At 72.0% G+C, this 26,275-nt stretch carries 27 protein-coding genes and 3 tRNA genes; 7 read left to right on the top strand and 23 right to left on the bottom strand.

The genetic code is table 11. The features are described 5' to 3' along the window. Nucleotides 1–61: 61 nt before the first annotated feature. Genes ACOWU6_RS15015 through ACOWU6_RS15005 form a run of 3 tightly spaced genes read right to left on the bottom strand, consistent with a single transcriptional unit; the run spans nt 62 to nt 3,029 of the window. The gene (locus ACOWU6_RS15015) at nt 62–1,174 is read right to left on the bottom strand and encodes an FAD-dependent oxidoreductase (protein WP_421076182.1); all 1,113 of its coding nucleotides are present in this window, start codon (nt 1,172–1,174) and stop codon (nt 62–64) included. Continuing rightward, a complete protein-coding gene (locus ACOWU6_RS15010) occupies nt 1,171–1,878 on the bottom strand; it encodes a methyltransferase domain-containing protein (RefSeq protein WP_421076203.1) in 708 nt (235 codons plus the stop codon). The genes ACOWU6_RS15015 and ACOWU6_RS15010 overlap by 4 nt, the downstream gene beginning before the upstream one ends. Then, on the bottom strand, nt 1,878–3,029 hold the full coding sequence (locus ACOWU6_RS15005; RefSeq protein WP_421076181.1) for a type III polyketide synthase: 1,152 nt from the start codon (nt 3,027–3,029) through the stop codon (nt 1,878–1,880). Before ACOWU6_RS15005 ends, ACOWU6_RS15010 begins: the two co-directional genes overlap by 1 nt. 169 nt (nt 3,030–3,198) lie before the next feature. Between ACOWU6_RS15005 and ACOWU6_RS15000 the strand changes: the two genes are divergently transcribed. After that, entirely contained in the window at nt 3,199–3,612 is a 414-nt protein-coding gene (locus tag ACOWU6_RS15000) for a CBS domain-containing protein (RefSeq protein WP_271174663.1), read from the top strand. A 52-nt stretch (nt 3,613–3,664) separates the two neighbouring features. Here the strand turns inward: ACOWU6_RS15000 and ACOWU6_RS14995 are convergent, their stop codons facing one another. The 3 genes from ACOWU6_RS14995 to ACOWU6_RS14985 form a co-directional block, all read right to left on the bottom strand. Continuing rightward, complete coding sequence (locus ACOWU6_RS14995) at nt 3,665–5,341, bottom strand: alpha-amylase family protein (protein WP_421076180.1); 1,677 nt, start codon at nt 5,339–5,341, stop codon at nt 3,665–3,667. Beyond that, nucleotides 5,338–6,294, bottom strand: coding sequence for a TIGR03557 family F420-dependent LLM class oxidoreductase (locus tag ACOWU6_RS14990; RefSeq protein ID WP_421076179.1), 957 nt, complete (start codon nt 6,292–6,294; stop codon nt 5,338–5,340). The genes ACOWU6_RS14995 and ACOWU6_RS14990 overlap by 4 nt, the downstream gene beginning before the upstream one ends. Nucleotides 6,295–6,358: 64 nt before the next feature. Next, nucleotides 6,359–6,547 carry a hypothetical protein gene (locus ACOWU6_RS14985; RefSeq protein WP_271174660.1) on the bottom strand — a complete coding sequence of 63 codons (189 nt, stop codon included), beginning with the start codon at nt 6,545–6,547 and terminating at the stop codon, nt 6,359–6,361. Between the two features lie 145 nt (nt 6,548–6,692). On the opposite strand from ACOWU6_RS14985, the gene ACOWU6_RS14980 reads away from it, so the two are divergent. Continuing rightward, on the top strand, nt 6,693–7,820 hold the full coding sequence (locus tag ACOWU6_RS14980; RefSeq protein WP_271174659.1) for a DUF4192 family protein: 1,128 nt from the start codon (nt 6,693–6,695) through the stop codon (nt 7,818–7,820). A gap of 2 nt (nt 7,821–7,822) precedes the next feature. On the opposite strand, the gene lysS is transcribed toward ACOWU6_RS14980, so the two are convergent. The 13 genes from lysS to tilS all read right to left on the bottom strand — a co-directional run bounded on the left by lysS (nt 7,823) and on the right by tilS (nt 20,118). Next, the gene (lysS, locus tag ACOWU6_RS14975; RefSeq protein WP_271174658.1) at nt 7,823–9,340 is read right to left on the bottom strand and encodes a lysine--tRNA ligase; all 1,518 of its coding nucleotides are present in this window, start codon (nt 9,338–9,340) and stop codon (nt 7,823–7,825) included. 69 nt (nt 9,341–9,409) lie between these two features. Beyond that, nucleotides 9,410–10,114 carry a DUF2520 domain-containing protein gene (locus ACOWU6_RS14970; RefSeq protein ID WP_421076178.1) on the bottom strand — a complete coding sequence of 235 codons (705 nt, stop codon included), beginning with the start codon at nt 10,112–10,114 and terminating at the stop codon, nt 9,410–9,412. A 5-nt stretch (nt 10,115–10,119) separates the two neighbouring features. Then, nucleotides 10,120–11,772, bottom strand: a complete 1,653-nt coding sequence (locus tag ACOWU6_RS14965) for a PH domain-containing protein (protein WP_421076177.1) — start codon at nt 11,770–11,772, stop codon at nt 10,120–10,122. Then, the gene (locus tag ACOWU6_RS14960; RefSeq protein ID WP_421076202.1) at nt 11,769–12,296 is read right to left on the bottom strand and encodes a PH domain-containing protein; all 528 of its coding nucleotides are present in this window, start codon (nt 12,294–12,296) and stop codon (nt 11,769–11,771) included. Before ACOWU6_RS14960 ends, ACOWU6_RS14965 begins: the two co-directional genes overlap by 4 nt. A gap of 118 nt (nt 12,297–12,414) precedes the next feature. Further along, entirely contained in the window at nt 12,415–12,900 is a 486-nt protein-coding gene (locus ACOWU6_RS14955) for a DUF3180 domain-containing protein (RefSeq protein WP_271174655.1), read from the bottom strand. Beyond that, nucleotides 12,897–13,448 carry a 2-amino-4-hydroxy-6-hydroxymethyldihydropteridine diphosphokinase gene (gene folK / locus ACOWU6_RS14950; RefSeq protein ID WP_282980427.1) on the bottom strand — a complete coding sequence of 184 codons (552 nt, stop codon included), beginning with the start codon at nt 13,446–13,448 and terminating at the stop codon, nt 12,897–12,899. Before folK ends, ACOWU6_RS14955 begins: the two co-directional genes overlap by 4 nt. Further along, the gene (folB, locus tag ACOWU6_RS14945; RefSeq protein ID WP_271174653.1) at nt 13,445–13,822 is read right to left on the bottom strand and encodes a dihydroneopterin aldolase; all 378 of its coding nucleotides are present in this window, start codon (nt 13,820–13,822) and stop codon (nt 13,445–13,447) included. The genes folK and folB overlap by 4 nt, the downstream gene beginning before the upstream one ends. A gap of 4 nt (nt 13,823–13,826) precedes the next feature. Beyond that, entirely contained in the window at nt 13,827–14,618 is a 792-nt protein-coding gene (folP, locus tag ACOWU6_RS14940) for a dihydropteroate synthase (protein WP_421076176.1), read from the bottom strand. Continuing rightward, entirely contained in the window at nt 14,615–15,226 is a 612-nt protein-coding gene (folE, locus tag ACOWU6_RS14935; protein WP_271174651.1) for a GTP cyclohydrolase I, read from the bottom strand. The genes folP and folE overlap by 4 nt, the downstream gene beginning before the upstream one ends. Before the next feature lie 11 nt (nt 15,227–15,237). After that, nucleotides 15,238–17,241, bottom strand: a complete 2,004-nt coding sequence (gene ftsH, locus ACOWU6_RS14930) for an ATP-dependent zinc metalloprotease FtsH (RefSeq protein ID WP_271174650.1) — start codon at nt 17,239–17,241, stop codon at nt 15,238–15,240. Between the two features lie 99 nt (nt 17,242–17,340). Continuing rightward, nucleotides 17,341–17,892, bottom strand: coding sequence for a hypoxanthine phosphoribosyltransferase (hpt, locus tag ACOWU6_RS14925; protein WP_271174690.1), 552 nt, complete (start codon nt 17,890–17,892; stop codon nt 17,341–17,343). Between the two features lie 10 nt (nt 17,893–17,902). Next, a complete protein-coding gene (locus ACOWU6_RS14920) occupies nt 17,903–19,099 on the bottom strand; it encodes a hypothetical protein (protein WP_421076175.1) in 1,197 nt (398 codons plus the stop codon). Further along, a complete protein-coding gene (tilS, locus tag ACOWU6_RS14915) occupies nt 19,096–20,118 on the bottom strand; it encodes a tRNA lysidine(34) synthetase TilS (protein ID WP_421076174.1) in 1,023 nt (340 codons plus the stop codon). Before tilS ends, ACOWU6_RS14920 begins: the two co-directional genes overlap by 4 nt. 119 nt (nt 20,119–20,237) lie before the next feature. On the opposite strand from tilS, the gene ACOWU6_RS14910 reads away from it, so the two are divergent. Continuing rightward, nucleotides 20,238–20,774: an inorganic diphosphatase gene (locus tag ACOWU6_RS14910; RefSeq protein ID WP_271174647.1), complete on the top strand. Its 537-nt coding sequence runs from the start codon at nt 20,238–20,240 to the stop codon at nt 20,772–20,774. A 64-nt stretch (nt 20,775–20,838) separates the two neighbouring features. On the opposite strand, the gene ACOWU6_RS14905 is transcribed toward ACOWU6_RS14910, so the two are convergent. Then, on the bottom strand, nt 20,839–22,335 hold the full coding sequence (locus ACOWU6_RS14905; RefSeq protein ID WP_421076173.1) for a peptidoglycan DD-metalloendopeptidase family protein: 1,497 nt from the start codon (nt 22,333–22,335) through the stop codon (nt 20,839–20,841). A gap of 209 nt (nt 22,336–22,544) precedes the next feature. Here ACOWU6_RS14905 and ACOWU6_RS14900 point away from each other — a divergent pair. The 4 genes from ACOWU6_RS14900 (at nt 22,545) to ACOWU6_RS14885 (ending at nt 23,930) form a co-directional block, all read left to right on the top strand. Further along, nucleotides 22,545–22,617: transfer RNA gene (locus tag ACOWU6_RS14900), tRNA-Glu, on the top strand. A gap of 44 nt (nt 22,618–22,661) precedes the next feature. Continuing rightward, a tRNA-Asp gene (locus tag ACOWU6_RS14895) sits at nt 22,662–22,735 on the top strand. A gap of 66 nt (nt 22,736–22,801) precedes the next feature. Further along, nucleotides 22,802–22,874 (top strand) — tRNA-Phe (locus ACOWU6_RS14890). Nucleotides 22,875–23,039: 165 nt separating this feature from the next. Further along, the gene (locus ACOWU6_RS14885; RefSeq protein ID WP_421076172.1) at nt 23,040–23,930 is read left to right on the top strand and encodes a hypothetical protein; all 891 of its coding nucleotides are present in this window, start codon (nt 23,040–23,042) and stop codon (nt 23,928–23,930) included. A gap of 276 nt (nt 23,931–24,206) precedes the next feature. Here ACOWU6_RS14885 and ACOWU6_RS14880 read toward each other — a convergent pair whose 3' ends face one another. From ACOWU6_RS14880 to ACOWU6_RS14870, 3 genes are all read right to left on the bottom strand, one after another. Further along, nucleotides 24,207–24,767: an RNA polymerase sigma factor gene (locus ACOWU6_RS14880; protein ID WP_421076171.1), complete on the bottom strand. Its 561-nt coding sequence runs from the start codon at nt 24,765–24,767 to the stop codon at nt 24,207–24,209. Then, a complete protein-coding gene (locus ACOWU6_RS14875; protein WP_421076170.1) occupies nt 24,767–25,333 on the bottom strand; it encodes a hypothetical protein in 567 nt (188 codons plus the stop codon). The genes ACOWU6_RS14880 and ACOWU6_RS14875 overlap by 1 nt, the downstream gene beginning before the upstream one ends. A 174-nt stretch (nt 25,334–25,507) precedes the next feature. Continuing rightward, a complete protein-coding gene (locus ACOWU6_RS14870; RefSeq protein WP_421076169.1) occupies nt 25,508–26,038 on the bottom strand; it encodes a GNAT family N-acetyltransferase in 531 nt (176 codons plus the stop codon). Between the last annotated feature and the right edge of the window lie 237 nt (nt 26,039–26,275).

Genomic DNA, 26,275 nt, shown 5'->3' with positions numbered 1-26,275 from the left:
GTTCCCCCAGGCAACCGCGCACGGCGCACCCGCGGCAGGGGGTTGACACCGCGCCGCCGCGTCAGAGTCCGCGCATCGTGAAGGCCGCACTGAGCGCTTGGCGGAAGGGCGCGGATGAGAGCGCGCGCACGGCGACGTCGCGCACCGCGAGCGCCGCGCCGTCGCGAGGCGCGCCCATCGCCATGTTGAAGCGGGCTCGGCGCATGGCGCGGCGCGCGGCGGCCCTGCGCTCCTCCGCCCAGCCCGCCCAGGGCTCCTCCCCCTCGGCTCCCCGCGCGCGGGCCGCGGCGAAGGCCTCGGCGAGTGCGAGCGCGTCGAGCCATCCGAGATTCATCCCCTGCCCGCCGATCGGGCTGATCTCGTGCGCCGCATCGCCCGCGAGCGCGATCCGTCCCCGCGCGAACGCGCGCGCCATCCGCTGCCGCGCGGCGAATCGGCTCGGCTCCTCCAGCCCCTCGAGGTCGACGCCCACGCGCTCGCGCACGAGAGCCGCGAAGCCCGCCGCCGTCTCCGGTCCCGCGCTGTCGTCGACGCGCACGACCCATCGGCGTCGGCCGCCCGGGAGCGGGAACGACTCCACGACGCCGTCGCGCTCGAGGTGGAGGAGCGCCGTCTCGGGGCGCCCCGTCGTGTCGTCGGCGTCGGCCATGACCCACCGCGTGTCGGGATCGCGGCGCTCCCACCCGATCCCCGCGGCCGTGCGGACCGCGCTGCGCGTGCCGTCGGCGCCGACGACCGCGCGGGCGCGCACGATGCCGCCATCCGTCCGCAGCTCGACGCCGCCCGCGACGGAGCGCAGGCCCCGCACGCTCTCGCCGCGCCGGAGCGCGTCGGGGGCGAGCGCGCGCAGGCGCTGCACGAGGATGGCCTCCGTGCGGTGCTGAGGGAGGGTGCGGACGGGCTCGTCGAACGCGAGCGCGCCGAGCATCCGGCCGTCGCGGAGCGCCTCGCCGCCGCGCACGAGCGCCGCCTCGCCGCGGACGCGGTCGCCGACGCCCGCCGCGTCGAGCGCCGMGAGCCCGGGCGGATGGATGCCGATCGCGCGCGTGCTGGCGGATGGCGCCTGCGCCCGCTCGAGGACGACGACGTCGGCGCCGCCCTGCGCGAGCAACGCGGCGACGAGCAGGCCCACCGGCCCCGCGCCGACGATCGCGGCGTCGTGCACGCGCGTCATGCCTCGCGCACCGCCTCGACGCGCGCGGGCCATCCCCTCTCCACGCGCCAGCCCGTCGGGACGAGCTGCGCGAGCTCGCGCGCCGTCCGGCTGCGGCGGATCGACGTGAGACCGTCCTCGCGCAGGAACGTGCCCCGCAGGACGAACGGCACGAAGGGCAGCGTCCCGATCCAGAACGCGAGGTACGCACCCCGCGAGCGCTCGATGTCGCGGTGGACGGCGACGCCGCCCGGCCGCAGCAGCTGCGCGGACTCCTCGAGGAGCGCGGTGACCTCCGCGTCGGAGAGGTGGTGGAGCACGTGGTTGGACACGACCACGTCGAAGCGCTCACCGGTCGCGATCACGGCCGCCGCATCCATCTGCCGCACCCGCAGCCCGCGCCCCCGAGGACCACGCGCCGCAAACGCGAACGCGCGCGGGTCGGGGTCGATCGCGAGCACGTCGAGCCGGCCGCGCTCGCGGCGCGCCCATCGGCACACCGCGTGAGGGAAGTCGGCCCCGCCCGTGCCGATGTCGAGGAGGCGCACGTCGCCCTGCCTCAGGCGCGGCGCGATCCAGCGGCGGTACGTCGCTCGCGGCGACGCGACGACCGCGTTGACGAGGCCGAAGCGCGCGTACGTCCGCGCGAGCCGGTCGGGGTCGCAGTGCGGGTCGTCCATCCGCTCGGTCGCGACGGCGTCGCGCACGGCGAGCCGCCCCGGCATCACGAGCCCCGCAGGGTGAGCAGCGCCGACTCGACCGTGAGGCCGGGGCCGAACGCCATCGCGACGACGCGCTCGCCGGCCGATGCGGCGGGCGAGTCGAGGATGTGCCGGAGCACGAAGAGCACTGTGGCGCTCGACATGTTGCCGAAGTCGCGCAGCGTGGCGCGCGCGGGCAGCAGCTGCGCCTCGCTCAGCTCGAGCGCCGACTCCACCTTGTCGAGGATGCTCCGGCCGCCGGGATGGATGGCCCAGTGCGGGATGGCCTCGCCCGCCCGCCGCTCGTCGAGAGCGCGCTCGAGACGGGGCTCGGGCGCGAAGAGCGGACGGACGGCTCCCGTCACGTGCTGCCCGAGGATCGCGGGGACCGCGTTCGACAGGACCATCTCGAAGCCGTGGTCGCCGATGCGCCACGCCATGTCGCTCTCGCCCTCGGGCGCGACGCGCGACGCGAAGCGCTCGAGCTCGAAGCCGGGCTCGTGGGCCGACACGGGACGGGAGGTGACGAGCGCCGCCCCGGCTCCGTCGCCGAAGAGCGACGTCGCGACGATCGTGTCGGGGTCGTTCGAGGTCCGCAGGTGCAGCGTGCACAGCTCGACGCTGATCACGAGGACGACGGCGTCGGGGTCGGCCTGCGCGAGCTGGCTCGCGAGCCGCAGCGCGGGGAGGGACGCGTAGCAGCCCATGAAGCCCAGGTGGAAGCGCTGGACGTCGGCCGGGAGGCCCAGGTCGCGCGCCACGACGAAGTCGGGCCCGGGCGCGTAGAACCCCGTGCACGACACCGTGATGACGTGCGTGACGTCGTCGGCCGAGAAGTCCTCCTGCTGCGCGAGCGCGGCGCGGCCGGCCTCGACGTAGAGACGGCTCGCCTCGACCGCGTAGATGTCGTTGCGCAGCTTCGTGCCGGGAGAGGCGAGCTCGCCCGTGGTCGGGTCGTAGAAGCGGCGCTCGGCGCCCGGCTCGGCCGTGCGGTCGCCGAGCTCGGTGAGAACGGTGTAGCGGCGCTCGATGCCCGAGACGCCGAACGACGTGCTGACGATCCGCTGCGAGAGGCGGGTGAGCCCCGGCTGCGCCGCGAACACCTCCCTCACCTCGTCCTGATGGAGCACGGTCGGCGGCACGACGGTCGCGAGGCCGGTCAGTGTGACGGTCATGGCGCGACAGTATCCGCGGCCGCGGGCCCGCGACAGGGGGTTGCGCGCGGGCGGCGCGGGATGCTCGTCGCGAGATCACGCGATCCGGATCTGTCAACCGCCCTGCCCGGCGCTCTCGCGCCTCGTATCGTCGCCCGCGAACACGGAATGAGAAGAGAGAGGAGACATCATGACCACGGCACGCGACATCATGACCCCGTCGCCGCGCTGCGTCGGCGAGCACGAGTCCCTCACCGAGGCGGCGCGGCTGCTGGCCGACCTCGACGTCGGCTCGCTGCCGATCTGCGGCGACGACGGGAAGCTCAAGGGCATGCTGACCGACCGGGACATCGTCGTGAAGGGCCTCGCGAAGGGAGCGGACCCGGCCACGACGACCGCGGGAGAGCTCGCCGAGGGCAAGCCCGTGACGGTCGACGCGGATCAGGACATCCGCGACGCGCTCACGCTCATGCAGGACCACCAGGTGCGCAGGCTCCCCGTCATCGAGGACCACCTCCTCGTCGGCATCGTCAGCCAGGCCGACATCGCGCTCGCGCTGGCCCCCGTCGAGACCGGGGAGACGGTCGAGCAGATCTCGCTCTGACGCCATCCGCCCCGTGCCCGCTCCTCCCCGCGGGTGCGGGGCACCCCTGCGCTCAGGGTGCGTGCCCGCGCACGGTCGGCCCCGCCTCGTCGGGGCCGATGTCGGACTCCCTGCGCAGCCGGAACCACCGGTACCCGTAGCCGTCGAGCGCGAGCTCGAGGGGGTCGCTCACCTCGAGCGGCGCGCTCTCGCCGTGCAGGTCGATGAGCACCGCGTCGTCGGCCTCGTCGAGGCGGATCCGCACGGTCGCCGGGCTTCCGCCGAGATTGTGCGCGAAGAGCGCGTCGCCCACGTCGGAGCGCATCCGGTGGACGAGGACGGACGGCGCGTCGTGCTCGAGCACCTCGAACGCGCCCCACGAGATCGCGGGCGTCGCCCGGTACGCCGCGATGATCGCCCGCATGAAGCGATGGAGCGACGTGGGGTCGCGCCGCTGGTCGGCGACGTTCACGTGCTCGGGCGCGTAGCCGCCCTCGGGGAACGGCGCGACGAGCTCGGCCGCCTCCGCCGTCGAGAAGCCGCCCTGCGCGGTCCACTGCATGGGCGTGCGCACGGCCCGGCGCTTCTCGAGCGCGGGGTTCTCGCCCATCCCGATCTCCTCGCCGTAGAGCAGCGCGGTCGCGCCGGGCAGCGAGAACATCAGGCTGTACGCGAGTCGCACGCGCCGCGGATCGCCGCCGAGCATGGGCGGGAGCCGCCGCACGATGCCGCGCCCGTACACCCGCTGATCCTCGTCGGGCGCGAGCGCATCGAACACCTCGGCGCGCTCGTCCTCGGCGAGCAGCTCGAGCGAGAGCTCGTCGTGGTTGCGGAGGAACACCGCCCAGCCGACGTCGGACGAGGGCGCCGTGCGGCTCCGGATGGCGCGGACGATCGGCTCGGGATCCTCGCGGACGAGCGCGAGGTACATCGCGACGTTCGTCTCGAAGTCGAACTGCAGATCGAGCTCGTCGCCTCCGGCCCCGAAGTACGGCTCCTGTCCCGCGTGATCGAGACCGACCTCGCCGAGGAGGACGGCCTGCGGCGAGCGCCGCCGCAGGAAGCGCTTGATGTCGCGCAGGTACTCGTGCGGATCGGCGACGCCCTCGTGCGGCACGTCGATGAGGAACGGGACGGCGTCGACGCGGAAGCCGTCGATCCCGAGGCTCAGCCAGAACGCGATCGCCTTCGCGATCTCGTCGCGCACGCGCGGGTTCCCGAAGTTCAGGTCGGGCTGATGGCGGTAGAAGCTGTGCAGGAAGTACTGCCGCGTGCGCGGCTCCCACTCCCACATGCTCGACTCCTCGCCGGGGAAGACCGTGTTGGCGTCGTTCTCGGGCTTCTCGTCGCGCCACACGTAGAAGTCGCGGTAGGGCGACTTCCGGGAGCTGCGCGCGGACTGGAACCACGGATGCTCGTCGGAGGTGTGGTTCACGACGAGGTCGACGATCACGCGGATCCCGCGATCGTGCGCGAGCCGGATGACCTCGAGCAGGTCGCCGTGCGTGCCGTAGCGCGCGTCGACCCCGTAGAAGTCGGTGACGTCGTAGCCGTCGTCGCGGTTCGGCGTCGGGTAGAACGGCATGAGCCAGATGACGTCCGCCCCGAGATCGGCGATGTAGTCGACCGCGCGCGCGAGCCCCTGCAGGTCGCCCGTGCCGTCTCCGTCCGCGTCGAGGAACGTCTCGACGTCGAGGCAGTAGATGACCGACGACCGCCACCAGAGGTCCGCGATGTTCTCCCGCCTCATGAGGCCTCCTCCAGCGCGGCGATGAGCGCGGGGGCGTCCTCCTCCACGAACCGCCGCTGATCCTTCCCGATGTGGTGCAGGTAGACGCGGTCGACGCCGGCGCACAGCGCGCGCACCCGGTCGGCGATCTCGTGAGGCTCGACCCCCGCGATGACCGACTCGGCGGGGTCGGCGTCGGACTCCGCCGCGAGCCGGTCGAAGTCCTCGGGCTGCGCGACATCCCAGGGCGAGACGCGCGTCACGGCCCCATGTCGCCACTGGTCGCGCGCGAGCGCCGCCGCGTCGTCGGCGGTCCGCGCGATGCTCAGGTGCACCTGGAGGCTCACCTCGCCCCGCCCTCCGGCCGCGCGGTAGGCGCCGATCGCGTCCGCGAGCGCCGCGGCGTCCGTGCCGGTCGTGATGAGGCCATCCGCCCAGGCCGCGACCCGTTCGGCCGTGCCGGGGGAGATCGCGGCCCCGACGAGCAGGGGCGGCGCGGTGGGCAGGCTCCACACGCGTGCGTCGTGCACGCGGACGGCGCCGTCGTGGTCGACGCGCTCCCCGTGCAGGAGGCGGCGGATGACCGACGCGCTCTCGTCGAGACGCCGGTCGCGCTCGCCCTTCTCGGGCCACGGATCGCCCGTGACGTGCTCGTTCACCAGCTCTCCGCTGCCGAGAGCGGCCCAGAACCGCCCGGGGAACATCTCGGCGAGGGTCGCGATCGCCTGCGCGGCGACGGCAGGGTGGTAGCGCTGGCCCGGCGCCGTGACGACGCCGAAGCCGAAGCGCGTGAGCGCGAGCGCGGCGCCGAGCCACGACCACGCGTACCCCGAGTGCCCCTGCGCGACGCCCCACGGCGCGAGATGGTCGGAGCACATGGCGCCGTGGAAGCCGACGCGCTCGGCGAGCTGGACGGACGACAGCAGCTCGCTCGGGGCGAGCTGCTCGTGCGACGCGTGGTAGCCGATGAACATGGCCTCCAGGGTCGCGTGCACACGGCCCGCGCGGGAGTGCCTTGACAGGCCGCGCGGCCGGGCGTTAGCCCGCTTCGCCGTCCGCGCGCGGCGGGAGTCCGCGCTTGGCGCGCTCCTCGGCCTCGATCGCGGCGTACGTGCGGCGCTCGGTGCGGTCGAATCGGAGGATGTTCCGGAGGATGAGCCAGAACACGATCGCGATCGCCACGGTGGGCGCGAGCGACCACAGCGCCGCCACCCAGAAACTGTCCACGGGCCCATCCTACGAGGCGTGGTCGAGAGAAACCCGGGCGTGAGCGGATCGACGCCGCGTGCACAGCACCGCGACGCTCCGCTCGGGCCTCCACAGCACCCGGCGGATCGGGGTCCGCGGCCACCCGGCGCGCGAGCCTCGGAGCATGACGACGATCATCCCCGCGCGATCCGCGCAGAAGTTCCTCTCGGTCCTCCCCCACGTGTGCGGCTACGTGCCCCGCCTCAGCCTCGTCGTGGTCCCCATCGTCGACGGCCGCACCGCCGGCGTCGCACGGCTCGACCTCCCGCAGGACGAGGAGGCGTGGGGAGAGGTCGCCGCGACCGCGCTCGGCATCGTGTGCCGCCTGCCCGACGCCGGGCGCTTCGCTGCGGTCGTGTACACCGACGACCCGTTCGTCGACCGCGACGGTGCGATCGCGTTCGAGGGGTTCATGGGCTACCTCCGCGAGCGCGCCGACCACTGCGGCGTCGAGGTCGTCGACGCGCTGTGCGTCGCGGCCGACGGCTGGGGCTCGTACCTCGACGATCCCTCACCCGAGCACGGGCGCCCCCTCGACGAGATCGCGTTCGAGGGAGCGCTGCCCGAGGGTGTCGAGCCGACACCCGTGCGGGCCGATCAGGGCGACGGCGCCGAGCTGCCCGCATGCGACCTCGCTGAGAAGGAGCGCCTGGGCCGCGCGCTCGCCGAGATCGACCGCGCGTGCGCGGCCCTCGGCAGCGACGGCGACGAGAGCGGCATCGCCGGCATCCATCCGCGCGCGCTCGCGACCGCATGCCTCCTCGGGCAGATCCCCGAGGTGTTCGAGGAGAGCCTGGCCTGGGATGTCGAGGCCCTCGAGCCGTACCTCGCCGGCGCGGTCGCGTGGGCGCTCAACCGCCCGTTCTTCCGCGACGTCGCGCTCTCGCAGTGGAGCGCCGACATCGAGGAGGGGTACGAGACGCTGGCCTTCAACGAGCGCTGGCGGGCGGGGCACCGGGCCGAGCCGACCGGCCCCGTCCGCCTCATGGGCGAGGGCCCGCGACCCGACGCCGACCGGCTCGAGCGCGCGCTCGAACTCGTCCGCAGGCTCGCGGCGGCCGCACCGCGCGAGGCGCGCGTGGGCCCGCTCGTCGCGGCGGCCTGGCTCAGCTGGGCGCTCGGCCGGGCGACGCACGCGGCCCGCTACGTCGCCCTCGTGGCCGAGATCGACCCCGAGCACGGCCTCGCGAGCATCATCGCGTCGATGCTCGAGGCGAGCTACCTGCCGCCGTGGGCGTTCGAGCGCCCGTGACGCTACTTGACGAGCGGGAAGAGGATGGTCTCGCGGATGCCGAGCCCCGTGATCGCCATGAGCAGGCGGTCGATCCCCATGCCCATGCCGCCGGTCGGCGGCATGCCGTGCTCGAGCGCGCGGAGGAACTCCTCGTCGATGCGCATGGCCTCGTCGTCGCCGCGGTCGGCGAGCTTCGCCTGCTCGACGAAGCGCTCGCGCTGGATGACCGGGTCGACGAGCTCGGAGTAGCCGGTCGCGAGCTCGAAGCCGCGCACGTAGAGGTCCCACTTCTCGACGACACCGGGTGTCGTGCGATGCTCGCGGACGAGGGGGCTCGTGTCGACGGGGAAGTCCATCACGAACGTGGGGCGCGTGAGGTGCTGCTTGACGAAGTGCTCCCAGAGCTCCTCGACGAGCTTGCCGTGGGTCGCGTGCGGGGGCACGTCCACGCCGTTCGCCTCGGCGAGCTTCACGAGCTCGTCGAGCGAGGTCTCGGGCGTGATCTCCACGCCCGCGGCCTCCGAGAGCGAGGGGTACATGGGCACGCGGTCCCACTGCCCGCCGAGGTCGTACTCGGTGCCGTCGGCCCACGTCACCTTCGTGTCGCCGGCGACCGCGATCGCGGCGTTCTGGATGAGCTCCTGCGTGAGGTCGGCGATGCCGTTGTAGTCGGTGTACGCCTGGTACGCCTCGAGCATCGCGAACTCGGGGCTGTGGGTCGAGTCGGCGCCCTCGTTCCGGAAGTTGCGGTTGATCTCGAACACCCGGTCGATGCCGCCGACGACCGCGCGCTTGAGGTAGAGCTCGGGCGCGATGCGCATGTACAGCTCGGTGTCGAACGCGTTCGAGTGCGTGATGAACGGGCGCGCGGTCGCGCCGCCCGGCTGCACCTGCAGCATGGGCGTCTCGACCTCGACGAAGTCGTGCTGCTCGAAGGTGGCGCGCAGGCTCGCGTTCACCTTGGCGCGTGCCCGCACGGTCGTGCGCGCCTGATCCCGCACGATGAGGTCGAGGAACCGGCTGCGGACGCGGCTCTCCTCGCTGAGCTCCGTGTACATGTTCGGCAGCGGCAGCACGGCCTTGGCGGCGATCTGCCAGTCCGTCACCATGATCGAGAGCTCTCCGCGGCGACTCGAGATGACCTCGCCCGTCACGAACACGTGGTCGCCGAGGTCGACGAGCTCCTTCCAGCGCGCGAGCGACTCGTCGCCGACGTTCGCGAGGGAGACCATCGCCTGGATCCGCGATCCATCGCCCGACTGCAGGCTCGCGAAGCAGAGCTTGCCCGTGTTGCGGCTGAACACGACGCGGCCGGCCACGCCCGCGGTCACGCCCGTCTCGGCACCCGGCTCGAGGTCGCCGTACTCCGCGCGCAGCGCCGGGATCGTCGTCGTGACAGGCACGGTGACCGGGTAGGCGCCGCCCGCGGCGGAGGCGCGCTCGGCGATCAGGCGCTCGCGCTTGGCGAGGCGCACCGCCTTCTGCTCGAACACATCCTCCTCGGTCTCGGGGGCGTTCTCGGCGGGCGTCTCAGACATGCAAAAGCTCCTCAGGAAAGTCTGCCGTCAAGTCTAGTCAGCAGGCCTCGGCGCTCCCTGCGGGCGGGCTCAGTCCTCGGGCGGCAGATCGGGGATGGCCGGGGTCGCCTCGGTGAGCGCCTGGTCGACCGTCGAGCGCACGAGCGCGGAGAGGTAGCCGCCCGGGTTCTCGACGCCGATCCCCCGGAGCAGGCCCGTTGCCTGGTGCACGATCTGACGCGAGAACGCCGACGCCGTCTCGATCGCCTCGGCGTAGGCGGGCCGGTCGTCCTCCGCGACGACGACGGGCTCGCAGCCGAGCTCGACCGCGAGCGCCTGCGCGATCGGCAGCACGGCCGGCGGCGCCGTGACGGCGGCGTACGAGGCGGCGAGCTGACGGAGGTCGATCGTCGTCCCGGTGAACGCCATCGCGGGATGCACGGCGAGCGGGATGGCGCCCTTCTCGGCCGCGGGGCGGAGCACCTCGATGCCGAACGACGCGTCCGTGTGCAGGACGAGCTGCCCCATCTGCCACGCGCCGATGTCGGCGAGCCCCTGCACGAGGCCGGGCAGCTCAGCGCGCGGAACGGCCAGGACCACGAGCTCCGACCGGCGCACCACCTCGAGCGGGTCGAGCACCGGCACGTCGGGCAGCACGGCCGACGCGCGATCGTCGTCGGATCCGCCGGTGATGCCGGCGATGGCGTGCCCCGCGCCCGCGAGCGCGGCGCCGATCACGGGGCCGACCCGACCGGCCCCGATGATGCCGACCCCCAGACGTCCGTCTCGTCGCACGCGCCCTACCTCTCGCCCCAGCGATGCGTGTGATCGCGCGACGCCGCCTCGACCGCCCCGCGGCTCGCGCGCTGCAGGAGCGCGATGGCGTCGTCGCGCTCGAGGCCGACGACCTGGCCGGAGATGGGCCCGGCGACCGTGTGCGCCTGCCCCCATGCGACGCGCTGCAGGCGGTCGACGGGGCCCTGCGCGATCGAGACGCCCTGGAGCCGCGCGAGGGGGAAGATCGCGAGCTTGCGCCAGACGCGCCCGCGCCGCAGCAGGAGGCCGAAGTCGGTGATCGCGTATCCGTGGCGTCGCCACGAGACCGGGCGGCGCCACCAGGCGCGCGCGGGCATCGTGCGGTACGGGTCGCCCTCGATCGGGCCGAGGATGCCGTGCTCCCAGACGAGCGGGAGATCCTCGACCGGGGCGTCGGGGAGGATGAGCGCGAGCACGCGCTCGACGTCGGCGCGCTTGCCGACCGGCAGGACGACGTTGAACTGCTGCGCGCTGCCGGACTGCTGCTGCGCGGCGCTCTTGCCGGACATCCGGTTGATCTTGATGGTCCACCATCCGAACGGCCGCCACAGGAGCGACTGCGAGACCTCGACCGCGAAGATGCGGCCCGGAGGGAGCGTCTCGGTGACCGTGGTGAGCAGGCCGTAGGTGATGCGGACGCCGTCGGGCGTCGGGGCGATCGCGTAGCGCAGCGACTTCGAGATCTGCGCCCACGTGATCGCGACCGCCGTGAGGACGAGCGGGATGCCGGTGCCGAGGCCCGCGCCGAGGAGCACGATGAGCCCCTCGCCGTCCGCCAGGGCGATCGGGAGCAGGACGGCCATGACGACGGCGAACAGGAGGCCGAAGAACACCAGCCACAGCACGCCGCTGATCACCTGCGAGCCGATGAGGCGGCCCGTGGGGATCTTGACGACGCTCTCGGGCGCGACGTCGGAGAGGTCGACTCCCTCGATGAGGCCGCTCACGCCGTCGTTGAGGTGTCCGACGAGCTGTCCGCGTGCACCGGGGCGCGGCGCCGGCTGCCCGGTGCGCGCGGCCTCCCGCGCGGCCCGCGCTCCCGAGGCGAGGCGGAGGATGTCGGCGCGCACGGCCTCCGCGCGCGGGGTGGCGAGGTACTCGAGGGCGACGTTCGCGTCGGTGCCCGCGCCGACGACCTCGAGCTTGGCCATCCCGATGAGGCGCGCGGGGAACGGGCGCGTGAGGTTCACGCCCTGCACGCGGTCGAGCGGGGCCCGCCGGTGCGAGCGGAACACGATGCCCTTGCGCACCTCGACGTGCTCGTCGGTGATCCGGAACTGCTGGAACCGCCAGACGAGCCAGAACGCGAGGACGAGCACCGCGAGCACGCCCACGAGGGCGAGGAGCGCCACGAGGATGAGGTTGTTCGCGAGCACCCAGTCGAAGGGGTCCCCTCCCGCGTAGTCCTCGACGTGCGCCTCCTCGGGGGTGAAGAGGGAGACGACCCAGAAGATGATCCGGTCGCGCGCATTCCCGATCGCGATGCCCGCGACGATGAGCAGCACGAGCCCGCCCTTGAACAGGGGCGTGAGCGGGTGGAGCCGGTGCCAGGCGCCGTCGGCGAGCGACGACGAACCGCCGCCGGGCAGGACGGGCGCCTCGGCCGTCTCCGCCGCGCTGGGAGGCTGACCGGTCACAGCCCGGTCCTGCGGGTCTCGGCGACCTCGATGAGCGTGTCGCGCAGCGCCTCGGCCGCCGCCTGGCTGATCCCGGGGATCTCCACGCCCGTGGTCGCGGCGGCGGTCACCATCTTGAGCTTGGCGATGCCGAACGCGCGGTCCATGGGCCCGTGCGTGATGTCGACGAGCTGCATGCGGCCGTAGGGCACCGCGACCATCCGCTGCCACAGGATGCCCTTGCGGAACACGATGTCGTCGTCGCGCAGCATGTACCCGAGCGCGCGCGCCTGCCGCGGCAGCACGATCAGGGTCAGGAGCGTGACGACCGTGATCGCGCCCGCGACGATCCACGCCCACATGCCCAGGCGCGCGACCTCGGCCACGACGAAAGCCGCGGCCCACACGATCGCGAGGAAGATCGCGTTCTGCACGAGCTGAGACACGACGTACTTGGGCGAGATCTGATGCCACGCCCCGTCGAGAGCGAGTCGGCCGGCGCCGCGGGGCTCGCGGATCGCGGTGAAGGTGCCGGCGTCGAGCACCTCGGGCTGTGCGGGTCCGGCGGATACCTCCGGCGCGGCTGCGTCCGGTGCGGCTGCGGATGGCGCGGCTGCGGCCGCGCGCGCCTCGGCGCGCGTGAGCGGGGCCGGGGTCTGGGGGTCAGTCTGGTTCGAGTCCGGCTGGGGTGTCGTCGGGCTGTCGCTCATCTGGATCCTTCGGCAGCGTGCAGAAATGCTCTGCGAGCAGCGCCGCGCCCACGAGCAGTGCGCCCGCGATCGCGCTCGCGATGGTCGTCCCCAACGACCCTAGCGCGGGGGCCACAGGACGCGTCGCGCCGTACAGGAGGAGGCCGAGCGCCGCGCCCGTGACCGCGGCACCCACGATGCTCGCCGACTTCGAGAGCATCGCGATCCGCAGTGCGCGGAACGGGTCGATGCGCGGTGCGTCGGGGTCGCGCACCGAGCGGCGCACGGGCCACGCGAGCGCGAGGCACAGGGCGCCCAGGAGCACGAGGAGCACAGGCAGCATGAGCGAGGGCGCGAACGTCGAGCGCCCCGACGAGGTGAGGAGGTGGTCGAGCAGGAAGCCGCCGCCTCCGCCCAGCAGGGCGGCGACGAGGAGCGCGAGGAGGCTCGTCCGCCTCACGGCGCGGCTCCGCGGAGTCGCGCGAGAAGGGCGTCGACGCGTCCGGCGCGCGGGAGCTCGGCGTCGGGGTCGACCTCGAGCCACGGGCCGAGCACGAAGTCGCGCTCGGCTGCCCGCGGGTGCGGGATGGTGAGCCGGGGGTCGTCGGAGACGACGTCGCCGTAGGCCACGAGGTCGAGGTCGAGGGTCCGGTCGCCCCAGCGCTCGCGGCGCACACGCCCGTGCCGCTCCTCGATCGCGTGCAGGAAGCCGAGGAGCACGCTCGGCGCGAGGCGCGTCGTCACGAGCGCCACCGCGTTGAGGTACGCCGGCGCCTCGGCGTCGGGGCCGTCCAGCGTGACCGCGACGGACTCGTGGGCGGAGGAGCAGACCACCCGATCCGTGAGCGGCAGCCGCTCGAGCTCGCGCACGGCCGCGTCGAGGGTCGCCGCACGGTCGCCGAGGTTCGCGCCGAGCGCGACGACGGCGGTCACGGGCTCTCGGCGTCGGGGCGCGGGCGGCGCCGCGAGGGGACGCAGCGGCGGGTCAGGGCGGCGGCCGGCGGTCATGCGCGCTCCTGACGCAGGCGGTGCACCGTGACCGAGACATCCGAGAAGCGCGCGCGGATGGGCGCGTGCGGCTTGTGCACGGTGACGAGGACGCCGTGCACGCGCTCGTCCTCGAGCACCGCGTCGGCGATGCGGTGCGCGAGCGTCTCGATGAGATCGACGGGCTCGCCCTCGACGATCGCGACGACCTTCTCGGCGAGCTCGCCGTAGTGCACGGTGTCGGCGATGTCGTCGGTCTCGGCGGCACGGGCGGTGTCGACGTGCAGCCGCAGGTCGACGGTGAAGTCCTGCCCCTCCGCGCGCTCGGCCTCGTAGACGCCGTGGCGCCCGAATGCGGTGAGCCCGCGGAGCTCGATCATGTCGAACGGGTTCATGCCCTCAGCCCTTCCATTCCCGTGCCACCGCGAGCGCGTCGCGGGTCGCCGCCGCGTCGTGCACGCGCACGCCCCACGCACCGGCCTGCACGGCGAGCACGCTCGTGACCGCGGTCGCGAGATCCCGCCGCTCGATGGTCGTCTCCTCGCCAAGCGCCGAGGCGAGGAACCCCTTGCGCGATGTCCCGACGAGCACCCGGTACCCGAGGCCGACGATCGCGTCGAGCTCGCGCAGGAGCGCCCAGTTCTGCTCGCCCCGCTTCGCGAACCCGATGCCCGGGTCGAGGATGACCCGCTCGCGCGCGACGCCCGCGGCGATCGCGGCCTCCGCGCGCGCCGAGAGCTCGTCGGCGACCTCGCGGCCGATGTGCGTGTAGGTCGCCTGCGCGTACATGTCGGATGACGGGCCGCGCCAGTGGCCGAGGGCGATGTCGACACCCCGCTCGGCGACGACATCGAGGATCGCCGGATCGGCCAGGCCGCCCGAGACGTCGTTGACGATCGCGGCCCCTGCGTCGATCGCGGCCTCGGCGGTCGCGGCGCGGTAGGTGTCGACGCTCACGGTGGCGCGGTCGGCCGCGAGGGTGCGGATGACGGGCAGGATGCGCGCGATCTCGATCTCCGCGCCCACCGGCTCCGCGCCGGGACGGGTCGACTCGCCGCCGACGTCGAGCACGGTCGCGCCGCCCTCGCGCAGAAGCCGGCCGTGCGCGATCGCGTCGTCGGCCGCGTAGTGAGCGCCGCCATCCGAGAACGAGTCCGGCGTGACGTTGACGATGCCCCAGATGGAGGTCATGCGAGATCCTCGTGGGCGATGCCGCCCCCGAGCGCGATGAGCGACACGATCTCGCCCCGCGCCGCGGGCTCGGCGAGCTCTCCGCGGGCCGCGACCGTCACCGTCGAGCTGTCGCTCTGACGGCCGCCGCGCATCGTCACGCACTGGTGGACGGCGTCGAGCACGACGACGACGCCGCGGGTGTCGAGCGAGCCCGCGATCGTGTCGGCGATCTGCTCGCCGAGCCGCTCCTGCACCTGCGGGCGCGCGGCGAGCACGTCGACGACCTTCGGCAGCGCGCCGAGGCCGACCACCTGCTCACCGGGGAGGTACGCGATATGGGCGTGCCCGATGAACGGCAGCAGATGGTGCTCGCAGACCGAGCGGAAGCGCACGCCCCGGAGCAGGACCGCGCCAGACGGGAGCGTGTCCGGCGCGGGGCCGCGGCTGACGCTGATGGTGTGCGCGAGGGGCTCGGCGGCGTCCTGGCCCACGCCCGCGAAGAACTCGGCGTACGCGTCGGCGACGCGCTGCGGGGTCTGCCGCAGACCCGCGCGATCGGGGTCCTCCCCGATCGCGACGAGCAGCTCGCGGGTGAGCGCCGCGACGCGCTCCCGATCGACGGTCACGCGTCGCGTCCTCAGGCCGTCGCGGGCCGCGCGTGACCGGACGCCGGCCGGGTCGCGGGCTGCGACGGCGAGCTCTCGGCCGTCGTCGACGCGGCGATCCCGTCGTGCTGGCGCTTGCGCGGGACATCGATGGGCGGCAGCGCCGACACCGGTCGATCGCTCGACGAGAGCCACTGGGGGCGCTCGGGCAGCTTCTTGATGTCCTTGAAGATCTCCTCGATCTGGACGTGATCGAGCGTCTCGTGCTCGAGGAGGGCCAGGGCGAGCTTGTCGAGGATGTCGCGGTTCGCGTTGAGCACCTCGTACGCCTCGTTGTGCGCGAGCTCGATGAGCGCGCGCACCTCCTCGTCGATGTGCTCGGCGATGCGCTCCGAGTAGTCGCGGCCGTGACCCATGTCGCGGCCCATGAAGACCTCGCCGCTGCCGCTGCCGAGCTTGACGGGGCCGACGGCGGTCGTCATGCCGTACTCCGTGACCATCTTGCGGGCGATGCTCGTCGCCTTCTCGATGTCGTTGGATGCGCCGGTCGTGGGGTCGTGGAAGACGATCTCCTCGGCGACGCGGCCGCCCATGGCGTACGCGAGCTGGTCCTGGAGCTCGTTGCGCGTCACGGAGTACTTGTCCTCGAGGGGCAGCACCATCGTGTAGCCGAGGGCCTTGCCGCGCGGCAGGATCGTGATCTTCGTGACGGGGTCGGAGTGGTTCATCGCCGCGGCGGCGAGAGCGTGGCCGCCCTCGTGGTACGCCGTGATGAGCTTCTCCTTGTCCTTCATGACGCGCGTGCGGCGCTGGGGGCCCGCGATGACGCGGTCGATCGCCTCGTCCATCGCGCGGTCGTCGATGAGCTGGGCGTTCGAGCGCGCCGTGAGGAGGGCCGCCTCGTTGAGCACGTTCGCGAGGTCGGCGCCCGTGAAGCCGGGCGTCTTGCGCGCGACGACCTCGAGGTCGACGTTGTCGGCGAGCGGCTTGCCGCGGCTGTGCACCTGGAGGATCCGCAGGCGGCCCTTGAGGTCGGGCGCGTCCACGCCGATCTGGCGGTCGAAGCGGCCGGGGCGCAGCAGGGCCGGGTCGAGGATGTCGGGGCGGTTCGTCGCCGCGATGACGATGACGTTGACCTTGGGGTCGAAGCCGTCCATCTCGACGAGCATCTGGTTGAGCGTCTGCTCGCGCTCGTCGTGGCCTCCGCCCATGCCGGCGCCGCGGTGCCGGCCGACGGCGTCGATCTCGTCGATGAAGATGATCGCCGGCGAGTTCTCCTTGGCCTGGTTGAAGAGGTCGCGCACGCGGCTCGCGCCGACGCCGACGAACATCTCGACGAAGTCCGAGCCCGAGATCGAGTAGAACGGCACGCCCGCCTCGCCCGCGACCGCGCGCGCGAGCAGCGTCTTGCCGGTGCCGGGAGGGCCGTACAGCAGCACGCCCTTCGGGATGCGCGCGCCCACGGCCTGGAAGCGCGCCGGGTCCTTGAGGAACTCCTTGATCTCCTGGAGCTCCTCGATGGCCTCGTCGGCGCCCGCGACGTCGCCGAACGTGACGTCGGGGTGCTCCTTGCTCATGAGCTTCGCACGCGACTTGCCGAACTGCATGACGCCGCGACCGCCGCCCTGGGCGCTCGACATGAGGAACCAGAAGAGCAGGCCGAGCAGGAGGATCGGGATGGCCAGCGACAGCAGGCTGTCCCAGATCGTCGCGCGCGGCACGGCGTCGTCGTAGCCGTCGGCGGGAGCCGCCGCCTCGACCGCGTCGACGACCTCCTCGGCACGCGCCGAGACGTAGTAGAACTGCACGTCCGTGGCGCCCTCGTAGGCCTTCGTGAGGGTCATGTCGACGCGCTGGTCGCCATCCGTGATGAGCACCTTGCTGACGGTGTCGCCGTCCAGCAGCTCGAGCCCCTCCTGCGTGGACACCTGGCGCGGGGCGCCCAGGTTGGACACGAGCGAGAACCCGACGATCAGCAGCACGCCGACCAGCAGGATGTAGATCAGCGGGTTGCGAGTGAGCTTCTTGACGTCCATACCTGGGGTGACTTCCTCCCGTCGACGCGACGAGCGCGTAGTCGTCTCAGGCTACCCCGGCGCGTCTATGCGCCGACTGGGATTCGCCCACGGCGTACGTCAGGCGTAGACGTGCGGCGCGAGCACGGCGACGTCGCGCAGGTTGCGGTAGTGCTCGGCGTAGTCGAGGCCGTAGCCGACGACGAACTCGTTGGGGATGTCGAACCCGAGGTAGCGGCAGTCGATCTCGACCTTGGCCGCGTCGGGCTTGCGCAGGAGCGCGAGCACCTCGATCGACTCGGCGCCGCGTGAGGCGAAGTTGCTGAGCAGCCAGCTGAGGGTGAGGCCGGAGTCGATGATGTCCTCGACGATGAGCACGTGGTAGCCCTCGAGGTCGGTGTCGAGGTCCTTCCGGATCTGCACGACGCCGCTCGACTTCGTGCTCGTGCCGTAGCTCGACACCGCCATCCAGTCCATGACGACCTCGCGCGTGAGGCAGCGCATGAAGTCGGCCATCACCATGACGGCGCCCTTGAGCACGCCGACGAGGAGGAGCTTCTTGCCCTCGTAGTCCTTCTCGACCTGGGCGGCGAGCTCGCGGAGCTTGGCCTGGATCTCCTCCTCGGTCACGAGAACGCGGTCGAGGTCACCGGAGATGTCGGCAGCACGCATGGAGGCCATCCTACGACTCCTCCGCTGCGACCCCGACGTCGTAGCGCGGGAGCGCGCGGTGGATCGCGGCCCTGCGCGCACGCGTCTCGACGACCCCGGCGATGCCCGCCGCGAGCCCGGCGGCGATGAGCGCCCAGCCGGGGGCGAGGAGCGGCTGGAAGGCCGCGAGCGCCGCGATGTCGTCGTCGCCCGCCGAGTCGTTCGCGAGCACGGTCCACGGGGTCGCGCCGAGGATGACGAGCAGGAAGCCGATCACGGTGAGGCCCGACGCGAGGTGCGAGAGCGCGCCGGCTCCGGTCAGCTGCGCGTCGACGTCCGCGGACGGCGAGAGGGCGCCCTCGCGCGCGGCACGGAGCGTCCGCCGCTCGAGGACCGCGGTGCGGACGAGGAACGGAACCGTCGAGAGCAGCAGGAGGGCGATCGGGATGAGGATCAGCACCCCGCCGACGCTCACCAGCGCATCGATGACGCCCTCGATCGGGCCGCCGCCGTAGTCGACGGGGTCGCAGTCGCGGCACGGCTGACGCAGCAGGACGCCGGCGAAGAACACGTAGGCGCCGAGCTGCAGCGCGAAGCCCGCTGCAGCCCACCGTCCTTCGCGCCGCTTGGCGCCCGCAGGCTGCGGATGGGCCATCCGCGCGCCGCCGCCGGGCCCCGGCAGGCGCTTCACCCGCGCCTCCCAGCGCCGGCCGAGCCAGCCGCGCAGCGCGAAGAGCCCGACGGCGGCGAGGGTGATCCCCACTCCGGCGAGCAGGGCGATGCCGTCGTAGTCGAAGCCCGAGACGAGGTCGACGAGCGCCGTGACGGGGCCGAGGACGACGGCGAACCAGGCGAGCACCATGATGCCGCCGTACGGATCCTCGCGGAGGCGCCGCGCCTCGACGACCGGCACGCGCGGCGCGCGCGGCTGTGCGTGCCGGCGCTCGGCCGCGCGCAGCCGCATCCTCCGCTCGGCGATGCCGCGGAGCAGCTCGACGAGGAGCGCGGCGCCCGTGACGACGAGGACGCCGCCCATGAGCGCGCGGAGCATCGCGTCGAACACCGACGGGAGGGAGTACGCCTCCTCGCCGATGATGCCCGCGACGAGCACGACGACGAAGACGATCCCCGAGGCGACGAAGGCCCCGCCCGTCGTCCGCGCGAGGCCTGCCGCGAACGCGAGCGCCGGCCCGACCGGGAGGGGCTCGGTGTCACGCGGTCCGCTCACCCCGCGCTCCCCTGCTCCTCGCTCCCCTGCTCCGTGCTGCGGGCCGTGAACGCGATGAGCGCTCCGCGCCGGTCGGCGACGAAGCCCGGGAGGTCGATCGGCCCCTGGCCCTGCCAGTCGGAGACGAGCCGCGCGACCTCGAGGGTCTGCGTGCGCGTGAGGCTCGCGCCGAACTCGCTCTGCGCGACGTGGCGGATGATCCGGTGCCGGAGCGCGGGCGGGTTGGCGACGAGCGCGGGCACCGAGATCGCGATGCCCGCCTCGATGTGCTCGACGATGTCCTCGATCGTCTCGTCGATCATCTCGGCGAAGGCCTCGTTGTCCTCGCGCAGCTGCTCGGCCGTGCGGGCGAGCGCGAGCGCGACGCCCGGGCCCAGCTCGGCCTCGAGCACGGGGAGGACCGCGCGCCGCACCCGCACCCGCGAGAAGCGCGCGTCGGCGTTGTGCGGATCGTGCCACGGCTCGAGCCCCGAGGCCTCGCAGAAGCCGTGGGTCTGCTCGCGTCGGATGGCCAGGAGCGGGCGGATCCAGGCCAGTCCGCGCTCGTCGCGGCGCGGGGCCATGCCCGCGAGGCTCCCCGCGCCCGCGCCGCGCGCGAGCCCGAGGAGGACGGTCTCGGCCTGGTCGTCGAGGGTGTGGCCGAGGAGCACGGCGACGGCGCCGGTCTCCGCCGCGGCCTCGCGCAGAGCCGCGTACCGGGCCGTCCGGGCGGCGGCCTCGGGGCCGCCCTCCGCGCCCACCTCGACGCGCACGATCCGGGCATCCGTCACTCCGGCCATCCGCGCCTGCTCGGCGGCTCGCGCGGCGACCTCCGCCGACTCATCCTGCAGCCCGTGGTCGACCGTGACGCTCGCGACGCGGAGGCCGAGCCGCGGGGCCTCGAAGGCGGCGGCCGCTGCGAGCGCGAGCGAGTCGGCGCCGCCGGACAGGGCGACGAGGACGGTCGCGGCCGATCCCTCCAGCGGAGCGAGCGCGGTGCGCACGGCGAGGCGGACGGCGGCGATGGCGGGATCGAGCACGCGTCAACGGTAGTCCGCCGACGGCGGATCGCCCTCCCCGCGCACCCCGCTTCGTCGCGGCTCGCGGGCGCGGCTACGCTTGCTGACGTCAGATTTCCTTACGAGAGGACACCACTCGCATGGGCGCGTACGACGCAGTCATCGAGATCCCGCGCGGCAGCCGCGTGAAGTACGAGGTCGACCACGGCACGGGGCGCGTGTACCTCGACCGCGTGCTCTACACGACCTTCGGCTACCCGACCGACTACGGGTTCTTCGACAACACCCTCGGCGAGGACGGCGACCCGCTCGACGTGCTCGTGCTGCTCGACCACGCGATCTACCCGGGCGTGAGCGCCAAGGTCCGCCCCGTGGCCGTGCTCAAGATGAGCGACGAGGCCGGTGGCGACGACAAGGTCGTGGCCGTGCTCGCGAAGGACCCGCGCTGGGACCACATCCAGGACGTCGACGACCTCCCGGAGTACACCCGCAAGGAGATCGAGCACTTCTTCGAGCACTACAAGGACCTCGAGCCCAACAAGTGGGTCAAGGTCGACGAGTGGGCGAACGCCGCCGAGGCCGAGCGCCTCGTCAAGGAGGCGTTCGAGCGCTTCGAGGAGCACGAGGGCCAGACGCGCACGCAGGGCGAGGGCGAGCTGCCCGACTCCCGCTCCTGATCCCGCGCTGCGGATACGCGAAGGGCGCCTGCCGGCCGGCAGGCGCCCTTCGCGTATCCGGCGGTCAGACCCAGATGCCGCGCGCCGCCATGAAGTCGATCGGGTTCACCGTCGCGCCGTTGACGTAGACCTCGAAGTGGAGGTGGCAGCCGAACGAGTTGCCCGTGTTGCCCTCGAGGGCGATGAGCTGGCCGGCCTCGACCCACTGTCCGTAGCCGACGAGGACGCCGCCGTCGACGATGTGCGCGTAGCCCGTGCCCGTGCCGTCGCCGTTGTCGATGTGGATGTAGTTGCCGTAGCCGCCGTTGTAGCCGGCGTAGACGACCGTGCCCGAGTGCGCCGCGTAGATGCCCGCGCCGCAGCCGGCGGCGAGGTCGACCCCCGCGTGGAAGGACGACGAGCAGTAGCTCGAACCGCAGATCTGGTAGCGCGGGCCGTAGCCCGACGTGCGCGTGCCGTTGTTGGGGCGCACCCATCCGCCCGTTCCGGGCTGGGTCGTGCCGCCCCCGCCGCCGTTGTCGGCGGGTGCCTGCTGGCCGCCGCCTCCACCACCACCGCCGCCGCCGCTGTTCTGCTGCTGTTGCTGCTGCTGCTCGAGCTGGCGCTGCTGCTCGAGCTGCTGCTGGCGGAGGAGCTCGCGCTGCCGCTCGGCTTCCTTGCGGGCGCGCTCCTCGGCCTCGCGGCGGAGCTGCTCCTCGTACTTCCGCTTGGCCTCGACGCCCTCCTGGTACTCCTGGACGGTCTTGCTCGTCGTGTCCTTGAGGGCCGCGAGCTGCGCCTCGAGGGTGATGAGGTTCTCCTCCTGGTCGGCGAGCGCGGCCTCGGCGGCCTGCTGCGCCTCCTGGGCGGCGACCATCTTCTCCTCGGCGATCTTCTGCAGGCGGTCGCGCTCGGCGCGGGCCACCTCGGCCTGATCGCTCAGCGACTGCGCGGAGTCACGGGCTGACGCGGCCTCCGCGTAGACGGACTCGTTGCGCTCGATGAGCTTGTCCATCTGGCCGAGCTGCGTGAGGAGCTGGTCGGCGTTCTCGGCCGAGCCGGCGAAGAGGAGCTCGAGCGAGGTGTCGTCTCCGCCCGAGCGCGAGAGCTGCGCGGCGAGGCGGGCCGCGGTCAGCGCGGCGGCATCGGCTTTCTCAGCCTGCTCGTCAGCCTGCTTCTGGAGCTCGTCGGCGCGGTAGGCCGCCTCGTAGAAGGCCTGCTGTGCGGCGTAGTAGGCGTCGGCCGCGGCCTTCGCGGCCGCCTGGGTCTCGGCGACGCGCTGCTTGAGACCGGCGATGAGGCCCTCGATGCGCTGCACCTCGGCCGCCTTGGCGGCCTCGTTGTTGCGGGCTGCCTCGACGTCCTCCCACGAGGGGTAGTCGTCGGGGTTGTACGACGCGGCGAACGCGCCGGAGACACCGGGGCCGAAGGGGCTCGTGGCGGTCGCCGCGCCGATGGCGGCGACGCCGAGCGCGCCCATCACGAGGGCGTTCCGCCGCGAGATGGGGTTCCAGAGAATGCGTCGCTCAGCGGCGGTGGGCGCGCAGCCGCACTCTTCCGCGAGATTCTTCTCGGCTTCCATCACACCCTTCTCCGGCCAATCACATCCGCAACAGTAGCAACATCGTTCACTTCTGGCACTATGAAAGATCCGCTTCGGGGCGCGGAACAGAGCCATCCTCACCCGGATCGGCGGCGCGGCACGCCCGGCGCGCGGGCGCGGTTTGGATTTTCGGAGAGCGTCTGCGTATGCTTGATCGTCGGCAAGCGTGAGCCCCGGGTTCACACCGCGGCCCCATCGTTTAGCGGCCTAGGACGCCGCCCTTTCACGGCGGTAGCACGGGTTCGAATCCCGTTGGGGTCACTCAAGCTGATACAATTGAAAATCGTGTGCGAAAGCACATTCATGGCCCTGTAGCGCAGTTGGTTAGCGTGCCGCCCTGTCACGGCGGAGGTCGCGGGTTCAAGTCCCGTCAGGGTCGCTCCAAGCGACGGGCCTTCTTTCGAGAAGGCCTTTCGTATAGGAAGCGGCAGTTTTTCTGCAGCTCGGCTCTGTAGCTCAGTTGGTAGAGCGCACGACTGAAAATCGTGAGGTCACGGGATCGACGCCCGTCGGAGCCACAAGGACCGTCGTTACAACGGTCCCAGAAACCCTCGCGTAGCTTCTACATCGCGGGGGTTTTGCTTTGCCCTGGTGAGGGCGGGTTCCACCTCCGGGCGTTGAGGGCTGGTTCCTCCCCACTTCGCTCGCGATCAGCCCGGCGCCTCCAGCGATAAGGTGCCCCCGTGGCCCAAACCAGGTTCATCGTCCCCGGCGAGCAGATCTCACGCACACCCATGCTCAAGCTTGCGCGAGCAAACAAGTTGGCGGCTGAGACCCACCAAGACTTCGTCGCATGGAGAGAATCGGGCTCGCCTCACACCCGAGCAGAGTTCAGCACGGATCGGAAGACCGCACTCCTCCGCGCCGCGCTTCCTTCCGAACCGCCGATTGACGATTGGGCGCTGAGGTACGGCGACGCGGTCCATAACTACCGCTCGGCGCTCGACGGTCTCGCGTGGGAGGTTGCCCACCTCGATGGCGCGCGGCCCCACTCCAATGCTGCCAGCAAGCTCTACTTCCCGATGGCCAAGACTGAGTCTCGCTGGGACGAGCTGGCCCGCACCACGTTGGCGAGCGTTCCCGACGACGTTCTCGCGCGGATCAGGTCGGTGCAGCCGTTCATGGCCTCCGACCCACGTGCTTTTGCGCTGCCTCTGTTGCACAAGCTGGATCTTGATGACAAGCATCGCGCCGCGCTCCAGGTGCGCTTGACCACCCGGGACCGAGAGGCCCTCACATTGATCATGCGCTTCCAACCAGGACATCCCATCGAGGGAGATCCGATCGTTGAGGATGGCTATGAGTTCCTCGCACATGGGTTAGAGGTGCACAACGGCCTGAAGATCGCGCGACTACGCGCGCGCGTGCCGTTTGAAGATGTCTCGATCCAAACTCTCCCGCTTCGGCTCGACACCAGCGTCCGGGGAGAACAGCACGGGGCGTTTGAACTGCTCCGCGCGATCGATCGCCACGTGACGGGGGTCTTCATGATCGTGTTGCTGGGCGGACTCGTCCCTGAGTGGACAAACTTCGTTGCAGTGGGCGCTCCTCGCCCAGCGACACCGTGGATTTGAGAGCGCTCCCGGACAGCCGTGCGCGAGCATGGAACTTGCCGACCGCTCGGCGGACATCCGCGCGCTGCTGACCACATACAGCCAGGTCGTAGCTGATCCCCGGCCGGAGCTGTCGGTCCCAGCGAAGTGGCGGCGCATCTCGCCGAGTGACCCCAGGGCGGAGCAGCGCGTTTCGTCTCGTTCCACTCGCTCAACGACCGGGGAAGGAGCCGGCCCTCAACGCCCAGAGGACGACGGTGCCCCCCCCCCCCGGCCGTTGTCTCCGTCTCGTGGCGCTCAGCGCTGGAACGGGTGCCCATCGCGCGCCGCACCGGACAGCGCCGCGGAGCTTTCCGGCGGGCCAAGTTCGACGCGCAGCCGCTGTCTCGACTTCGAGAGCCTCGATCGCGCCGTTGACGGGTTGATGCCGAGTACTGCGGCCGCCTCGTGGGAGCGGAGCCCATCCCAATAGACGAGACGAACCAACTCCGCGTCTTCCTCAGGCAACGACTCAAGAGCCGCACGAACCGCGACCGACCCTTCGTCCTGCCTCTCTGCCACGGCGTTCGCACGCATCTCGTCCGCAAGGCGCGCCACGGCCGCGGATCGACGCGCGAGCGATCGCCGAGAGTTGAGCATGACGTTGCGGGCGGTGGCGAACAGCCACATGCGGGCCGGCACCGGTTCCACCGGCATCCGTCGCCGGAGCTTCCAGGCCTGCAGGAGCAGCTCGCCGAACGCTTCAGCGGCATCTTCGCCGTTCAGGATGCGCCGCTGGAAGTACCGGAGCAGGTCTTCCTCGTTGTCGCGAATTATGGCTTCGAACTCCTTGTGCCGTCTGAGGCGCCGCATCTCCATCACTCGCACGCCTCAGTGACCGAACTCAGGTAGAACTCCTTCTCGGGGTCCAGGTTCTCTGCTCGGTCATCCAGGTGCGCCCAGAGCAGGTCCGCCACGACGTCGTGGATCGCCAGCTGCTTGATGTCTCCGTCCGAAACCACCCGGCCGAGACGTTCCCGGCCGCTGCGGATCCGTTCTTCCGCTCGGGACGTATCGAGAGACTCCAGGTCGAGATCGCTGATGAATGCCTTCGCCTCGGCGAGGAGTGGATCGTCGTCGCCCGACCCTTCCCGCATGACGCGGATGCCCTGAACACAGATCGACCCAGTGGCACTCTCAAAAGAGAAGACCTGGTCTGCGACCCAGCCCCACGGTGTGAGATTGCCATCGCCGCCAAACGCGACCGAGCCACCGCCGACAAGGAGCGCAGACGCCGCGAGGCCGGCCGACCACAGCCGCAGCCCGTGCCCGCGCCGCTGCCGCGCCTCCTGGAGAATGCGTTCACGATGAGAGGAAAGGCCGAGAGGAACGGTCACGCGCGGCGCCGCCTCACGCAGCCGCGTTCCGAGTTCGCCGTCATTCATCAGAGAGTCCCTTCAGGCCGCCGATACCCAGTACATGTCCGCAGCGAGGGGAACTGTCCAACGACGGACAGAAATCTTGTCAAGTCGCGAGCCATGGGCGGGATCGACGCCCATCCGAGCCACTTCGTGAAGGCCCGGTTCGCCGGGGCTTCTCGTTGGCGGGAAGACTCCGCCCTACAGCTCGATCCAGTACCGGCGCAGCAGCGGATGGCCGTGCGCCGACTGGTCCGAGACATCCTCGAGCACGCCCCCGGCGCCCTCGATCGTCCGCGCGGAGCCCACGTTGTCGTCATCGCACGTGAGCATCACCCGATCGAGGCCGATCTCGCGCGCACGCTCGAGCGCGAGAGCGAGCCCCCGCGACGCGTAGCCGCGCCGCCGGCGGGAGGGGCGGACCGAATAGCCGATGTGCCCGCCGACCCGGCGCAGGTAGTCGTTCAGAGCATGCCGGAACGACACGAAGCCCACAACGTCGCCCTCGTCGACGATCCAGTAGAGGTCGTTGTGCACGAGACCGCCCGGGAGGACGCGCGAGGTGTCCGCGATCTCCGCGGCCTTGGCGACGAGCTTCTCGCACGTCGCCCGGTCTCCCGACGTCGGCGGCGTCAGCCCCGATCCGTCCACATGCACGCCGCCGAACTCGTCGATCGCGGCCGACCAGCTGTCGAACAGCTCGAGCGTGGGTCGCATGAGGGTGATCGCCATCCGCCCAGCACAGCAGATCCGTGGCACCCGCGCAAAGGCGCGCGTGGGGGATGGTGGGGGTTGGGTTGTCTCAGAAGGGTGGGGGTTCGGGTGGGGGCTGGGGGTCGTGGATGGCGTGGTGTCGTCGTCGGGGTTCGGGCTCGGTGACGTACACGTGCCCGAGCGGGCTGGTCCACTCGATGCCGCCGTCGGCGAGCGCCCGTGGAGACCACCTCGTGTGGTGGCGCAGGTAGTGAT

The organism is Microbacterium sp. SA156, assembly GCF_049065455.1.
Classification (GTDB): domain Bacteria; phylum Actinomycetota; class Actinomycetes; order Actinomycetales; family Microbacteriaceae; genus Microbacterium; species Microbacterium barkeri.
Note: the sequence above shows the minus strand (reverse complement) of the source record. Positions and strands in the feature narration are given on the sequence as shown.

What these genes read in the sequence shown, in the direction of transcription:
- folK (WP_282980427.1), bottom strand. Translation starts at nt 13,448, where the DNA reads ATGACCGCCGGCCGCCGCCCTGACCCGCCGCTGCGTCCCCTCGCGGCG.
- lysS (WP_271174658.1), bottom strand. Translation starts at nt 9,340, where the DNA reads ATGTCTGAGACGCCCGCCGAGAACGCCCCCGAGACCGAGGAGGATGTG.
- folP (WP_421076176.1), bottom strand. Translation starts at nt 14,618, where the DNA reads ATGACCTCCATCTGGGGCATCGTCAACGTCACGCCGGACTCGTTCTCG.
- ACOWU6_RS15010 (WP_421076203.1), bottom strand. Translation starts at nt 1,878, where the DNA reads ATGCCGGGGCGGCTCGCCGTGCGCGACGCCGTCGCGACCGAGCGGATG.
- ACOWU6_RS15005 (WP_421076181.1), bottom strand. Translation starts at nt 3,029, where the DNA reads ATGACCGTCACACTGACCGGCCTCGCGACCGTCGTGCCGCCGACCGTG.
- ACOWU6_RS14870 (WP_421076169.1), bottom strand. Translation starts at nt 26,038, where the DNA reads ATGGCGATCACCCTCATGCGACCCACGCTCGAGCTGTTCGACAGCTGG.
- ACOWU6_RS14995 (WP_421076180.1), bottom strand. Translation starts at nt 5,341, where the DNA reads ATGAGGCGGGAGAACATCGCGGACCTCTGGTGGCGGTCGTCGGTCATC.
- ACOWU6_RS14910 (WP_271174647.1), top strand. Translation starts at nt 20,238, where the DNA reads ATGGGCGCGTACGACGCAGTCATCGAGATCCCGCGCGGCAGCCGCGTG.
- ACOWU6_RS14875 (WP_421076170.1), bottom strand. Translation starts at nt 25,333, where the DNA reads ATGAATGACGGCGAACTCGGAACGCGGCTGCGTGAGGCGGCGCCGCGC.
- ACOWU6_RS14880 (WP_421076171.1), bottom strand. Translation starts at nt 24,767, where the DNA reads ATGGAGATGCGGCGCCTCAGACGGCACAAGGAGTTCGAAGCCATAATT.
- ACOWU6_RS14905 (WP_421076173.1), bottom strand. Translation starts at nt 22,335, where the DNA reads ATGGAAGCCGAGAAGAATCTCGCGGAAGAGTGCGGCTGCGCGCCCACC.
- ftsH (WP_271174650.1), bottom strand. Translation starts at nt 17,241, where the DNA reads ATGGACGTCAAGAAGCTCACTCGCAACCCGCTGATCTACATCCTGCTG.
- ACOWU6_RS14980 (WP_271174659.1), top strand. Translation starts at nt 6,693, where the DNA reads ATGACGACGATCATCCCCGCGCGATCCGCGCAGAAGTTCCTCTCGGTC.
- hpt (WP_271174690.1), bottom strand. Translation starts at nt 17,892, where the DNA reads ATGCGTGCTGCCGACATCTCCGGTGACCTCGACCGCGTTCTCGTGACC.
- ACOWU6_RS15000 (WP_271174663.1), top strand. Translation starts at nt 3,199, where the DNA reads ATGACCACGGCACGCGACATCATGACCCCGTCGCCGCGCTGCGTCGGC.
- folB (WP_271174653.1), bottom strand. Translation starts at nt 13,822, where the DNA reads ATGAACCCGTTCGACATGATCGAGCTCCGCGGGCTCACCGCATTCGGG.
- ACOWU6_RS14990 (WP_421076179.1), bottom strand. Translation starts at nt 6,294, where the DNA reads ATGTTCATCGGCTACCACGCGTCGCACGAGCAGCTCGCCCCGAGCGAG.